Below are 12,741 nucleotides of genomic sequence, written 5' to 3'. Positions count from 1 at the left end.
AGGCTTTCAAACGGCAGGGGAAGGTTTCATTGTAGGGACGCCACATCAAAAGATAAAATGACTTAAACTTATGATTATCATTCGATATTGGAATGCATCATGGATATCCGCTCCCTGCGCTACTTCGTCGAAGTGGTGGAACAGAACAGTTTTACGCGGGCGGCCGCCAGGCTGCACGTGACGCAGCCCACCGTCAGCAAGATGGTCCAACAGCTGGAACAGTCGCTGGACCTGGCCTTGCTGGACCGTGCCGGTAAACGTTTTACCCTGACGGACGCGGGCAAGGTGGTGCTGGCGCGCGCGCATACATTGCTGGCCCTGCACGCGGAACTGAAGGTGGAATTGCGCGACCTGCAAGAGCTGGAGCGGGGCGAGTTGCGGGTGGGCGTGTCGCCGCAAACGCATTCCACCCTGGCGCCGTGGCTGGCCGAGTACCACCAGCGCTATCCGGGCATCGAGCTGAAAATGTATGAAAGCGGCACGCAAGCCATCGAGCGCGACTTGCGCACCGGCATGGTGGAGCTGGGCACCATGCTCGATTACCCGGGCAATGCGGCTACCTGGCAGGATTTCGAGGCCTTGCCCCTCGTGCGCTCGCCGCTGTGCCTGCTGGCCGCGCCCGGTTCGCCGTGGCAGGGACGCTCTTCCGTGGCCCTGGCCGAGCTGGCCGACAGCCCCTTCATTTTCTATGGCGCCGCCTTCGCCCTGAACGACATCGTGCTCGATGCCTGCCAGCGGGCCGGTTTTGCGCCGCGCATCACGGGCCGCAGCGGCCAGTGGGATTTCATCGCCTCGCTGGTCCGCCTGGGCGTGGGCATCTGCCTGTTGCCGAAGATGTATTGCGACACGCTCGAGCCAGCGCAGTTTGCCGTGATTCCCTTGGACGGTCCGCCCGTGGAATGGAATCTGATGCTGGCCTGGCGCCGCGGCGGTCGGCTGTCTTTCGCTGCCCGCGCCTGGCTGGAGCTCGTCAGGGCGCGCATGGCGCAGCCCGGGCGATTACAATAGGCGCTCGCCAACCACCGCCAAGAATATGAAGAATATCGGTAAAACAAGTCTGAAACGCACGGCAGGCTCGCTGCTGCTGGGATTGTTATGCACCGTCGGCCTGATGAGCGAGATGGGTTATGCCCAGGCCGCCATTCCCGTGTATGGCTATTTCGTCAAGAATACCTATCCGCACGACCCCCGGGCGTTTACCCAGGGCTTGCTGTTCAAGGATGGTCATCTGTATGAAAGCACGGGCCAGAACGGCCAGTCTTCCTTGCGCAAGGTGGAATTGACGACTGGCAAGGTGCTGCAGAAAAGCATGCTCGATAAAAAAGTATTCGGCGAAGGCATCACGGACGTGGGCGATGACATCCTTGGCCTGACGTGGATGTCGCAGACCGGTTATGTGTTTGACCAGAAAACGTTCAAGCTGAAACGCACATTCAGCTACCAGGGCGAAGGCTGGGGCCTGGCCAGCGACAGTCAATTTGTCTACATGAGCGACGGCAGCTCCGCCATCCGCGTGCTGAACCCGAAAACCCTGGCTGAGGTCCGCCGTTTCGAGGTGAAGGCGGAAGGCCGCCCCATCGAGCGCCTGAACGAACTGGAAATGGTCGACGGCGAGCTGTACGCGAATGTGTGGGGCGCGGACGTGATCGCCCGCATCGACCCGGCCAGCGGCAAGGTGGTCGGCTGGATCGACCTGACGGGCTTGCTGCCGCCCGCGCAGCGGGGTACGGCCAATCCCGACGCCGTACTCAACGGCATCGCCTGGGATGCGCGCGGCAAGCGCTTGTTTGTCACGGGCAAGCTGTGGCCCAAGCTGTTCGAGATCGAACTGATCGAAATCCAGCGCCGTTGATGTTTCCTATCGGACAGTGTTGCTGGCGAGGAATCGTCTATGATGCTGTTCCTTCGCCCAGTGCGACCTTTGCAGGATGCCATGCCGTTCCTACCTCTGTTGCTACCTTTATGCCGCCTGGCGGCCGCCGCCAGCTTGCTTGCCGCCGTCCTGCCTGCCGCCGTCCTGCCTGCCGCGCAGGCGCAAACACCATACGTGCCGGTGATGCAGCAATACGGCGACTTTGTCGTCACGCGCGACCGCCACGATCCGCTCGTCAACTTGTCTTTCCGTAAGCACAGCTATTGGCCCGGCGGCGCGCGCGAAGTGGTGGAAGTGCGTCCCCTCAAGGCCAGGCGCGAAGGCCAGCCCATGCTGCTGGCCTTTACCAAGGGCTATACGGGCCAGGGCACGATATTGATCGGCGTGCAGAACGGCGAACCGCTGATGCGCCCCGTCAGTCCCATGCAGCGCGACGACATGGTGCGCACGGAGCGCGACCCCGAATGGGGCGTGCCGCAGCCGGGCCGCAGCGAAATACTGCTGTTTGCGCGCGACGGCCGCGCGCTCGATACGGACACGGGCGAGCTGCTGTGGTTTGACGTGCCGGGCATCGTCACTGGCGATTACGCGCCCGCCATGCTGGTCTCCGTCTCGCCCGACGGGCGGCGTGGCGCCTATCTGACGAATGCGCTGACGAAGGTAGGGATTATCGTCGCCACGCGCGACGACGGCGTGGCCGGTGTCCTGGCCTTGCCGGCCGACACCTATCAACGGTGGCTGAAGCCCTTGTCGGAAGCCGCTTCCGCGCAGGCGGGCGCCGCCATCAAGGCGCGCCAGGGCCGCACGGATTCGAACCGCATCCGGCGCGAGCTGGAACTGGCCTGGTTCGGCCAGCAATTTCAATGGAAACAGGGCAAGAACGGCTTGCAGGTGACGGGGCTGGGCCTCATTTCCGCGCCGCCGGAAGGAAAACAGCCATGACAATACCCAAACTCCTCGCTGGCTGCCTCGCCGCCTCCCTGCTGGCCGGCTGCGTGCACGGCGAAATGTTCCCCAAGGATTATCTGGCGCAAGATATTGACAAGCAACAAGCCTTGCTGGAACTGGACGTGGTCTTCGGCAAAGAGCCCGATGACAAGCTGACGTCGCGCGTGACGGCCCGCAATACCGTGGAATACACGGGCGCGCCGCATATCGTCGTACCGTTTTACCAGAAGGGCCTCGGCTTCGACCAGGGTTTTGCCGGCACCTACATGTTTGCCGTGCCCTATCCGATCGCCAAGGTCGAAACGGCCACGGCCAGCAGCCGCGTCTTCGGCCAGAAACTTGACGGCCAGCAGCAGGGCAGCCCGCGCTACCGCTTCCGCGTGCCGGGCAAGGCGCAATGGAACAGCAATGAAACCTTCATGCTGGGCTTTGAGCGCAAGGGCCGCCGCGAAGAAATCACTTTCCGCTTCAGCAACGAGCAAAGCTGCCCGTCCGCCTTCCTGGCCACCACGCCAAAATATGGCTTCCCCATCAAGGTCGTCGCCACCTTCAAGGATGACAAAGGCTGCCTGAAAGTATGCGACAGCCGCGACCAGTGGCCCGGCTTTTGCGCCTTCCAGCCGCCGCCCGGCGCCTGACTATCACCATGCAAGCCACGCGCCGGCGTTTGCCGGCGCGCCGCTTATACACGCGCGCGTTTTGCCGATTCTATTCAATTGTCATCGAATGACCGCTGAAAACGCCTATTTTCATGGCCCAGGGCTGACTGCCTTACCCCAAGGCCAGCGCATAAATCTTGCCGCAAAAGTATCTTTCTCAGGCGTATGATTTCCTTGCCGTGAACAGCGTACGCAGATGGCGCGGACCGGCCCGATATCCGAAACGCATCCTTCCTGTGGAGATACAGAATGAAAATGCCCGTTTTAGGAAGCACCCAGGCCCCCATCATCAGGCGCCCGCTCGACATGCTGGACACCGACACGGCCGCCGTGCGCGCCATCGCCCAGGCGGCCGTCAGCGTCGAGCTGTTCACCATTCCCCTGTACATGGCCACCATGTACTCGATCCACGGCACGCACCAGATCAACTCGAAAGGCGTCACCTACTATGAGGGCCGCCAGTGGCCGGGCATGGGCACCACGGCCCGGCCCGAGCTGAAGGAGCAAAAGGCCTTCAACATCATCTTCAGCGTCTTCATCCAGGAAATGCTGCACCTGCAGATGGCGGCCAACCTGGCCACGGCCATCGGCACGGCGCCATGCTTCACGGGTTCGGAGCTGCAATCGCAGGACCATGGCTGGACTTGCTACGGCAAGAGCTGCACGGTGATCCCGCACATCGTCGACTTGCAGGACACGTCCGGCTACCGCCACGTGCGCGTCAACCTGGAAGAGCTGAACAGCAACCAGTGCGACCTGTTCCTCGCCATCGAGCAACCCGAGGAGCAGGCACGCGCCCAGCTGGCCGAGTTCGACAAGCACAACCACACCAAATACTTCCCGGAAGTGCCGCTGCCGGGCTGGACGCCGGGCAAGCACGTGCACGACTTGCCCCTGTTCGGCACCATCGGCTACATGTATGAATGCTATGCGCGCTACATCAGCATCGAATACGCGGATGGCCAGACCCTGTGGCAAAAGCTGTTCGTCAACGGTTCGGTGCAGCAGGACATGTTCAATAGCCAGGTCCAGGGCCATGCGCGGGCGGAATTTCCCAAATTCGATACCTGCTTCGGCCCGCAGGACCAGGATGGCGGCCAGACGGGCTCGTTCAACAAGGCCATCGACATGATGGCGGCCATCACGGACCAGGGCGAGGGCAGCGAAGCGGCCATCCAGCGCTACCGCCGCGATGCGGCACTGCGCCTGAAGGCCGTGCAGCCCGACTACCGCGAAGACCTGGATGCCTTGAAGTGCGATTATCCGTCCTACGCGAATAATGGCAAGGATGCCGAATCGCGCGACGCGCAGGCGCGCCACGACAGCGCCCCGTTCGACCACTACGAGCGTTTCGGCCAGGTCAAGGCGATGCTGCCCGTGACTACCTGGGCCAGCTGGCACAAGCAGGGCCAGCAGTGGAGCGCGGCCATGCTGACCAACGAACGCTACAACCCGGCCAGCGCGCCGCAGAATATCCCGGCGCCGGCGGCCGTGGCGGGTGCCCTGAACCGCCTGAAGGACGCCAGCGGCACCCTGGAGATGCTGAGCACGGTGGCCACGGGCGCCATCTACGGCATCACTTCCGTGCTGGACAAGTACTGGCAGAACCAGCAACTGGACTTTCCGTATCCGTCGATGGTGGGCGCGGGCGACCGCATGGCCATCTGCTGGGCCGTGCTGGGCCAGGCGCCGAACCTGGCGACGGGCGTGCCGCTGGCCGAGAAAAGCGTGCTGTACCACGCCTGCCAGGGCATGCACCTGGCAGGCGAGGCCTCGTCCACCTGCGCCGCGCTGGCCGTCTACCATACCTGCCGCGGCTCCAACGGCTGCCATGCCCAGGGCGGCTGCGGCTTTGCCCAGGCCGACACGGGCGGTTCGTCCTGCGGCCACTCGGTCAAGCTTGCCGCGTCGCCGGGCACGCCGTGCTATGTGCCGCCGCCTCCGCCGCAGGCCGATAAAGTCTACAGCGCGCCCAGCGACAACAAATGCGGGGGATTCGGCGGCTGCGCCGTGCCGATTTCGGCCTCGCAGCTGTATCCGAACACGACGGGCAAGGAACCGCCCGAGCCTGCCACCATGACTTTGTACGATTTCGGACCCGCGCCCGAGCACCGCAGCATTCCGCTGGGCCAGACCATGAGCTTTGCGCTGGGCGACAATGTCTACGACAAGGCCTGGGAAGCCTACGGCAAGGTGATGGCGGCGCGCGGCACGCCGGTGGGGGCGCCGCCGGCGCCTACCGACCTGCGCCTGGCCTTGCCGCCGTCGACCTGATGCGGCGCGCCATGCACACGGTGGCGCCACGCTTGGGCTTGCCGAACCTGGGCCTGGGCGTGGGGCTGCGCCCGCCGCACTATGCGCACATCCTGCGTCACGGTCCGCAGGTGGACTGGTTCGAGATCATCAGCGAGAACTTCATCGACAACCACGGCTATGCGCGCCATGTGTTGGAGCAGGTGGCGGCGCAAGTGCCCATCGTCATGCATGGCGTCTCGCTGTCGATCGGTAGCAGCGATCCGCTCAATCTCGGCTATCTGCGCAAGCTGCGCCAGCTGGCCGGCGAGATCCGGCCCGCGTGGATTTCCGACCACCTGTGCTGGACGGGCGCCGCCTCGCTCAACAGCCACGACTTGCTGCCGCTGCCGCTGGACGAGGCCAGCCTGCGCCACGTGGCGGGACGCGTGCGGCAGGTGCAGGAATTCCTGGGCCGTCCGCTGGTCCTGGAAAACCCCAGCAGCTACGTGGAATTTGCCCAGTCCAGCATGCCGGAATGGGAATTCCTGGGCCGCCTGGCCGAAGACACGGGCTGCGGACTCTTGCTCGACGTCAACAATGTCCACGTCAGCGCGCATAACCACGGCTATGACGCGGCCCACTACATCCGCCAGTTGCCGCACGCGCACATCGTGCAGATCCACCTGGCCGGCCCCACCGTGTGCGGCGCCGTGCTGATCGATACCCATGACGCCCCCGTGCCGGCCGCCGTGTGGCGCCTGTACGCGCTGGCGCAGCGGCTGACGGGCGGCGTGTCGGCCCTGCTGGAATGGGATGCGGAGATTCCCCCGTACCCGCAGCTGCTGGCCGAGCTCGACAAGGCGCGCGCGGCCGAGCGGGGAGAATTCGCGGATGTGGCACCAGTCACGGCTGCCGCCGCCGTCTCTGCGCCGCTGGGCTTTCACCTGGAGGCGGCCCATGCCCCGTAGCACCGCAGCAGGCGAATCTGGCGAGGCCCGCGCACCGCTGGCGCAATTGCAGGCATGGTTCCTAACGGCGATGACGGCGCCGGGCGGCGCGGCGCGCGGCGTCCAGCTGGCCAGCGAGCGCCATGGCTTGACGCAGGAGCAAGTATTGAAACGGGCCAGGGGCGGGCCGGCGCCGCTGCACATCCATGCGGACGGCTATGTGCAGCGCCTGCTCGAATGCCTGCAAGCCGACTATCCCGTGTTGCGCAAGGTCATGGGTGACGAGCTGTTCGCCTTCTTTGCCCGCGCCTATGTCTGGCGCCACCCGTCCGCATCCGCGACCCTGTACGACCTGGGCGCCGGCTTTGCCGATTTTCTCGCCGCCAGCCAGCATGCCGCCGGCGCGCAGGGCGCCGCCTTGCGCTTTCCCGTCGAACTGGCGCAGCTGGAACGGGCGCGCAGCGAAGCGGGCAGGGCGTCCGGCCTGGAAAAGCTGGCGCCGCCCATGTGGCCGTGCGGATTGGATTCGCTATTGGGAAATGCACCGGCCTGGCGCCTGGCGCCGTGCACGCGGCTGCTGGCCCTGTCGTTCCCCTTGTCCGACTACTGGCAACAGGCGCAGGCCGCGCCGGACGACGCCGTGCCGGCCCAGCCTGGTGCCAGGTCCGCCTTTGTCGCCATTTCGCGCATGCATTACCGGCTTGCCATGCAGGATTTGCAGCCCTGGCAGTTTTATTGGCTGCAAGCGTTGGCCGGCGGCGCGCCGCTGGCACAGTGCGCGGGGCAGGCGGCGCGGGCTAGCGGCAGGGCGCCGGACGAGGTACTGGCCGACGCCATGCTGTGGCTGCCGCTGGCGGCCGCGGCCGGTCTGGTCACCATCGATGTATGCGCAGAAAGCGGCTGACGCAAAAAAGGCCGATGAAAATCGGCCTCGATGACAGCTGCGTGCGTTGCTTAGCGGTAAAAAGCTTCGACTTTGCCCTTCAGCTTGATCTGCAGCGGACGGCCGCGGCGGTCGAGGGACTTGGTGGAAGCGACCTTGATCCAGCGTTCGCTGATGCAATATTCTTCCACGTCAAGACGCTCCTTGTCGTTGAAGCGGATGCCGACGTCGTTCTCGAACACGGCTGCAACGTGGTAAGGGCTGCTAGGGTCGATCGACAGGCGATCGGGCAATGGGGGTAAGGTGGTGGTATCGTTCATGGGCGTAATTATCGCCCAGAATGCCGATCCAGACAACGGGGTGCGCATGCTTATCTGGCGACCCGCGGCACTTGGCTGGCCCGGCAATGTATTTTCAGGCAAGTCGGACAGTGGCAGCGCATGCTGCCGCCTTACAGCGTTGCCGCACTAGCATGCAACTGCTGGAATTGCGACAACTGTTGCTGCATCAGCCGCGCATACTGGCCGCCCGCGCGCAGCAGCTCGGCGTGCGTGCCTTGCTGGCAAATCCGGCCCTTGTCCATGACGATGATGCGGTCCGCTTTCACGATGGTGGAGAAGCGGTGGGCGATGATGATGGTGGTGCGCCCATGCATCAGGGTATCGAGGGCGAGCTGCACCTGCTGTTCACTGGCGGCGTCGAGCGCGCTGGTGGCTTCGTCCAGGATGAGGATTTTCGGCGCGCGCAGGATGGCGCGGGCGATCGCGATGCGCTGCTTCTGTCCGCCGGACAATTGCACGCCCCGTTCTCCCACCAGGGTCTCGTAGCCGTCAGGAAAAGCTTGAATAAAATCGTGGGCATGCGCCAGGCGCGCTGCCGCCAGCATCTCTTCGCGCGTCACCTGGCGGTCCGGCACGGCAAAGGCGATATTGTCCGCGATGCTGCCGGAAAACAGGGCAGGTTCCTGTTCCACCACGGCCATCTGGCGCCGCAGTTGCGTTACGCCCAGCATGCCTGCATCGATGCCGTCGAACTGCAGGCTGCCCGCGTCAAGCTGGTAGTGGCCCAGCACCAGGCTGGCGATGGTGGACTTGCCCGCGCCCGAGGCGCCCACCAGGGCGATCTTTTCGCCCGCGCGTATCGACAGGCTGACGCCGTCGAGGGCCGTGACCTGCGTGCGCTCGGGATACGAAAAGCGCGCGTCGCGCAGCGCGATGTGGCCGGCCAGCGGCGGTTGCGGCGTCGCCTCGGGCACGGCGCGGTGGCTGCGCAGGATCTCGAAGATGCGGTCGGTTGAGCCCATGGTGCGCATCCACGTGTTCCAGAATTCGCTGATGGAGCCGGCCGTGTCCGTCACCATGCTGGCATAGATGACAAAAGCCGTCAGCTCTCCCACGCTCAAGCGGCCCTGGCCGATCAGGTGGGCGCCGAAGCACAGGGTGGTCAGCAGGGCAACAAAAGCCAGCAGCCCTTGCGCGCCCTGGAACACGGCCAGCAGCCGCGTGCCGGCCAGGGACACCTCCAGCAGTTGCCGCATGGCTTGCGCATAGCGGGCCATGGCGCCGCCCTGCTGGTTGAATGCCTGCACCAGCCGGGCATGGGCAAAGTATTCCTGCGCCACCTTGCCGCTGGCGGCCAGGGTGGCGGAAATGGCCCGCGAACGCTGCCGGTAATTGCTGCCTGATAACTTGCCGAGATACAGGCTGATGGGAATGAACAGGGCCAGCGGCAGGCTCAGCATGGGTGACAGATGCAGCAGCATGGCGATGCCGCCCAGAAAGACGCATAGCGAGCGCAGGGCATTGGCCGCGCCGATGGTCAAGCTTTCATGCAGGGCCGACACGTCGGATGTCAGCCGGCTGTTCAGTTCGCCGCCATGGTGCTTGTCGAAGAAGGCGATGGGCTGATTGATCACCACGTCAAACAGGCGCCGGCGCACGCCCATGACGATCATGTGGCCGCTCGATTGCAGCAAATAGAAGCGCGCGGTCGTGATCAGCGCATACAGCAGGCTGAAGGCCAACATGGTGGCGACCATGCCCGGCGTGACGCCGCGCCGGGTCAATTCCGCCACGTTGTCGATGAAATACGCGATGGCTTGCGGAAAGGCCAGCTGCGCGCCCACGGTAAGGGCCATGCACACCAGGCCGGCGGCGACGCGCCAGCGCACGGGATACAGCAGGCGCAGGCGTTCAAGATGCGGGCCAACATTCAGATGACTCATGCGGCGCGCTCCTGTGTCGTCTCGTCAGCCAGTTGCTCGACGAGGGCCAGCCAGTCTTCATCGCCGATCAGGCCGGCCGCTTCCACGCTGCCCTGGTGATTGACGAATACATAGGAAGGCGAGCTCATTAGCGGATTCACGCGCCGGTAGTCGCGCAGCGTCAGCCGTGCCGTGGCCGCCCGCAAGGTGTTGCCGGGCAAAAAGGCGCGCAGGCGGCGGACCGGCTCTTCGCTGATCAGCCACAGGGCCAGGCCTGCCTCCCGCGCCAGCGGCAGCAACTGTTCGATGCCGGCCAGCTTTTCCCCGCATTTCGGACAGCGGCTGGCCAGGAACAGCAGCACGGCCGCCTGGCCGCCGGCGCCCGGCTGGAAATGCGCGCCGCCAGCCAGCGGACGGGCTTGCACGGCAGGCAGGGGCTGGCCCGGCTCCAGCGCCGTGGGCGCGATGCGTTCGCGGCGGCTGGCGCGCAGCACGGCCAGGCTGAGCCAGATATTGCCGGCGAGGGCAAACGCCAGCGCCGCCAGCACCAGTTGCAAAGTCGTGGAATCCATCAGTCTGCCTTTGCCAAAGTGGCGATCTCGTGCAGGGAAATCGTGGCCACGCACATGATGGCTGCCAGGCCGGCGGCCAATATGGAGGTGGCGACGGGCAAGGCCGTTTCCTGCGCCAGCGCAAAGTAGGCGCCGTTGATGCCGACCGCCAGCATGTTGCGCAGCAGGTCGTACTGCGACACGGGCCGTGCCGCTTCGCCAAAGCAGCTGCAGCGCACCACGCTGTGCGTGAAGTAGCGGTAAGTCAATATGGCGGTGAGCGTGCTGAGCAGCGATAGCGACAGCAGCATCGGTGTGTGGGTACCGCCGGCCAGCAGCCAGCCGGCCAGCAGCAATTCTGTCATCACCAGGGCTGGCGCAGCGAATTGGGCTGCGGCGGGCGGTACGCCGAACGAGGTGGCCAGGTTGCCGCGAAAGTCTCCGTAGCTGCGCAGCTTGCCCACGCTGGCCGCCAGCAGCAGCAGGGCGATACAGTAGCGCGCGATGTCGGCCAGTAACGCGGCCAGCACGGACGTCAGCATTGTGCGCTCCACATGGGCGCGAAGCCGCCCGGACGCTGGCGCCGCAGCTGCACGCCGTCGCGTGACGCCAGCAGGGCATCGTTCCATGGCTCGTCGGGCGCGCTGCGCAAGGCGCCGCCTATGCTTGCCTGCAATTGCGTCGAAATGGCCCAGCCCAGCCTTTCGGCGTGGATATCGCGCGCCATGTTCAGGCCCAGCTGGGCAAGCTCTTCGCGCGTCAAGGCATAGTTATGCGAGTGATAACCCGTCACCAGTTGCGCGATGATGGCCCGCCGCGCCTCTTGCGTGGCATCGGGCAATTGCCAGGCCAGTAATTCTTCGCCGATCTGTGCCAGCTCCAGGGTGGTGCGGTAGAAGGCCGTCAGGGAAGGGGGGAAGATGCTGCCGCACAGCAGGGACAGCGATTGCTGGCGCGCCTCGCTGGCATCGACGCCAAACCACTGCTGCGCCATGTCGCCGAATACCTTGATATCGAGGCTGGACATCGAGCCGCCGTCGGCGCCATCGAGCTGCGGATCGATGGGCGTGAACAGGGCCAGGTCGCCCGCGATGATTTCATCGGCGCCCAGGGCCAGCAGGGTGGCGGCCGACTGGCAGTGGAAGGGCACGATAAAGCTCAGGTGGCGCGCATGCTGGCGCAGCAGGATGGCGATGCGGCGCGCCGCGTTGACGATGCCGCCGCGGCCGTGCAGCACCACGTCGAGGCGCGCCACGGGGCCGATGCCCTGGCACAGCTCGTACAGGGCGGGCAGCAGCTCCATGTCCAGATGCGAGGCGGCCAGGACGATGGCGCGGCTGTCGCGCGCCTGTTCCAGTTCGCGCAGCCGGACGGGGATCTGGTTCAAGTCTGGCTGCGGCATACGGCTCCTTCGATCAGGGCTGCGGCCACGCTTTCCAGCATGGGCAAGGCTGGTACCAGTTGTTGTACATACAAGAATTGACCAACAGGATTGTTTTCCAGGAAAACATACTCGCCCCCGGGCGTGACGATGAGATCGAGCGCGCCATATTCGAGGCCATAGCTGTGCACGAAAGCGAGGCAGCGCTGCTGTATTTCCGCTGGCAAGGTGCATGCTTCATAGCGGATGGGGGCCGACATGTCGCGCGAGTCGATGGCCGTGCGCGCATCGTCCTGGGAATACAGGCGCGCGGCAAACAGTTGTTTGCCGATCACTGTGATCCGCAGTTCGTATTGCTTGGCGATATATTCCTGGAACTGGCAGCTCAGTTCGCTGACGGCGTCCAGGCTATCGAGCATGGCATCGTCGACGATGGTGGTGCCGATGCCGGCGCTGACCCTGTCAACGTCCTCGACCGCTTCGGCGGCCAGGCTGGGCGTCGACATGCTCTTGAAAATGATAGGCCCTTTGATGGCAGCGCAGAAAGCGCGCACGTCGTCGGGCACGTTGGTGATCACGGTGGCGGGCACGCGAAAGCCCATGCGCGCGGCACGCGCAAGCTGTTCACCTTTCCATTGGGCACCGCGCAGGGCTAGCGGATGGCTGAGCCAGTAGCAATCGAGCCCGTACAGCACGCTGAAGATGGCTTGCTCCGTTTCCAGCTGCGCGTAGGCGCGCTCCTGCGGCGTCAGGTCGGCGCTGGCGTAGGCGTAGTCGGCCGCCTTGCGCAGCCAGACGGCGCCCACCTGCTGCAGGTCTAGCCAGTCGCCATCGGGCAAGTGGCGCATGCGCGCGCTGGCGCGGCCGTCGTGCAGGCGCTGGCACAGCTGATAATCGCGGGGAAAGGCGTCGAGGTCGATACGGAAGGGGGCATGGCCGCGGGCGGCGAGGATGGCTTCGACCAGGTCGACGTGCAGATCGCCGCTATGGCTGATAATCAAAACCTTTTTGTGCATGTCGTGGGCTTGCGGTAAAGGAAGGTGAAAAAGCCTTGCCGTGGC

At 64.8% G+C, this 12,741-nt stretch carries 13 protein-coding genes; 7 read left to right on the top strand and 6 right to left on the bottom strand.

All coding sequences use genetic code 11. From position 1 onward, the window contains the following. Positions 1-99: 99 nt before the first annotated feature. The 7 genes from U0004_RS16065 to U0004_RS16035 all read left to right on the top strand — a co-directional run bounded on the left by U0004_RS16065 (position 100) and on the right by U0004_RS16035 (position 7,566). Complete coding sequence (locus U0004_RS16065) at positions 100-1,008, top strand: LysR family transcriptional regulator (protein ID WP_070253483.1); 909 nt, start codon at positions 100-102, stop codon at positions 1,006-1,008. 25 nt (positions 1,009-1,033) lie between these two features. Continuing rightward, the gene (locus U0004_RS16060; protein WP_208672405.1) at positions 1,034-1,852 is read left to right on the top strand and encodes a glutaminyl-peptide cyclotransferase; all 819 of its coding nucleotides are present in this window, start codon (positions 1,034-1,036) and stop codon (positions 1,850-1,852) included. An 81-nt stretch (positions 1,853-1,933) separates the two neighbouring features. Continuing rightward, entirely contained in the window at positions 1,934-2,815 is an 882-nt protein-coding gene (locus U0004_RS16055; protein ID WP_217495200.1) for a hypothetical protein, read from the top strand. Further along, positions 2,812-3,459, top strand: coding sequence for a hypothetical protein (locus U0004_RS16050; protein WP_070253466.1), 648 nt, complete (start codon positions 2,812-2,814; stop codon positions 3,457-3,459). Before U0004_RS16055 ends, U0004_RS16050 begins: the two co-directional genes overlap by 4 nt. Before the next feature lie 270 nt (positions 3,460-3,729). Beyond that, complete coding sequence (locus tag U0004_RS16045; RefSeq protein WP_070253465.1) at positions 3,730-5,754, top strand: ferritin-like domain-containing protein; 2,025 nt, start codon at positions 3,730-3,732, stop codon at positions 5,752-5,754. Then, positions 5,754-6,683 carry an MNIO family bufferin maturase gene (gene bufB / locus U0004_RS16040; protein WP_231958260.1) on the top strand — a complete coding sequence of 310 codons (930 nt, stop codon included), beginning with the start codon at positions 5,754-5,756 and terminating at the stop codon, positions 6,681-6,683. The genes U0004_RS16045 and bufB overlap by 1 nt, the downstream gene beginning before the upstream one ends. Then, positions 6,673-7,566: an HvfC/BufC N-terminal domain-containing protein gene (locus U0004_RS16035; protein WP_070253464.1), complete on the top strand. Its 894-nt coding sequence runs from the start codon at positions 6,673-6,675 to the stop codon at positions 7,564-7,566. Before bufB ends, U0004_RS16035 begins: the two co-directional genes overlap by 11 nt. Before the next feature lie 50 nt (positions 7,567-7,616). Here the strand turns inward: U0004_RS16035 and U0004_RS16030 are convergent, their stop codons facing one another. The 6 genes from U0004_RS16030 to U0004_RS16005 all read right to left on the bottom strand — a co-directional run bounded on the left by U0004_RS16030 (position 7,617) and on the right by U0004_RS16005 (position 12,696). Then, positions 7,617-7,865: a DUF3297 family protein gene (locus U0004_RS16030; RefSeq protein ID WP_010398340.1), complete on the bottom strand. Its 249-nt coding sequence runs from the start codon at positions 7,863-7,865 to the stop codon at positions 7,617-7,619. A 131-nt stretch (positions 7,866-7,996) separates the two neighbouring features. Continuing rightward, positions 7,997-9,769, bottom strand: coding sequence for an ABC transporter ATP-binding protein (locus U0004_RS16025; protein WP_070253463.1), 1,773 nt, complete (start codon positions 9,767-9,769; stop codon positions 7,997-7,999). After that, on the bottom strand, positions 9,766-10,320 hold the full coding sequence (locus tag U0004_RS16020; RefSeq protein WP_070253462.1) for a thioredoxin domain-containing protein: 555 nt from the start codon (positions 10,318-10,320) through the stop codon (positions 9,766-9,768). The genes U0004_RS16025 and U0004_RS16020 overlap by 4 nt, the downstream gene beginning before the upstream one ends. Continuing rightward, positions 10,320-10,841, bottom strand: a complete 522-nt coding sequence (locus U0004_RS16015) for a MauE/DoxX family redox-associated membrane protein (RefSeq protein WP_070253461.1) — start codon at positions 10,839-10,841, stop codon at positions 10,320-10,322. Before U0004_RS16015 ends, U0004_RS16020 begins: the two co-directional genes overlap by 1 nt. Then, positions 10,835-11,701: an SDH family Clp fold serine proteinase gene (locus tag U0004_RS16010; protein ID WP_070253460.1), complete on the bottom strand. Its 867-nt coding sequence runs from the start codon at positions 11,699-11,701 to the stop codon at positions 10,835-10,837. Before U0004_RS16010 ends, U0004_RS16015 begins: the two co-directional genes overlap by 7 nt. Beyond that, on the bottom strand, positions 11,683-12,696 hold the full coding sequence (locus U0004_RS16005) for an ATP-grasp domain-containing protein (RefSeq protein WP_070253459.1): 1,014 nt from the start codon (positions 12,694-12,696) through the stop codon (positions 11,683-11,685). Before U0004_RS16005 ends, U0004_RS16010 begins: the two co-directional genes overlap by 19 nt. Positions 12,697-12,741: the final 45 nt, after the last annotated feature.

The organism is Janthinobacterium lividum (assembly GCF_034424625.1).
In the GTDB taxonomy this organism is placed as follows: Bacteria; Pseudomonadota; Gammaproteobacteria; order Burkholderiales; family Burkholderiaceae_D; genus Janthinobacterium; species Janthinobacterium lividum.
Note: the sequence above shows the minus strand (reverse complement) of the source record. Positions and strands in the feature narration are given on the sequence as shown.

What these genes read in the sequence shown, in the direction of transcription:
- U0004_RS16025 (WP_070253463.1), bottom strand. Translation starts at nt 9,769, where the DNA reads ATGAGTCATCTGAATGTTGGCCCGCATCTTGAACGCCTGCGCCTGCTG.
- bufB (WP_231958260.1), top strand. Translation starts at nt 5,754, where the DNA reads ATGCGGCGCGCCATGCACACGGTGGCGCCACGCTTGGGCTTGCCGAAC.
- U0004_RS16065 (WP_070253483.1), top strand. Translation starts at nt 100, where the DNA reads ATGGATATCCGCTCCCTGCGCTACTTCGTCGAAGTGGTGGAACAGAAC.
- U0004_RS16015 (WP_070253461.1), bottom strand. Translation starts at nt 10,841, where the DNA reads ATGCTGACGTCCGTGCTGGCCGCGTTACTGGCCGACATCGCGCGCTAC.
- U0004_RS16010 (WP_070253460.1), bottom strand. Translation starts at nt 11,701, where the DNA reads ATGCCGCAGCCAGACTTGAACCAGATCCCCGTCCGGCTGCGCGAACTG.
- U0004_RS16020 (WP_070253462.1), bottom strand. Translation starts at nt 10,320, where the DNA reads ATGGATTCCACGACTTTGCAACTGGTGCTGGCGGCGCTGGCGTTTGCC.
- U0004_RS16005 (WP_070253459.1), bottom strand. Translation starts at nt 12,696, where the DNA reads ATGCACAAAAAGGTTTTGATTATCAGCCATAGCGGCGATCTGCACGTC.
- U0004_RS16050 (WP_070253466.1), top strand. Translation starts at nt 2,812, where the DNA reads ATGACAATACCCAAACTCCTCGCTGGCTGCCTCGCCGCCTCCCTGCTG.
- U0004_RS16045 (WP_070253465.1), top strand. Translation starts at nt 3,730, where the DNA reads ATGAAAATGCCCGTTTTAGGAAGCACCCAGGCCCCCATCATCAGGCGC.
- U0004_RS16035 (WP_070253464.1), top strand. Translation starts at nt 6,673, where the DNA reads ATGCCCCGTAGCACCGCAGCAGGCGAATCTGGCGAGGCCCGCGCACCG.
- U0004_RS16030 (WP_010398340.1), bottom strand. Translation starts at nt 7,865, where the DNA reads ATGAACGATACCACCACCTTACCCCCATTGCCCGATCGCCTGTCGATC.
- U0004_RS16060 (WP_208672405.1), top strand. Translation starts at nt 1,034, where the DNA reads ATGAAGAATATCGGTAAAACAAGTCTGAAACGCACGGCAGGCTCGCTG.
- U0004_RS16055 (WP_217495200.1), top strand. Translation starts at nt 1,934, where the DNA reads ATGCCGTTCCTACCTCTGTTGCTACCTTTATGCCGCCTGGCGGCCGCC.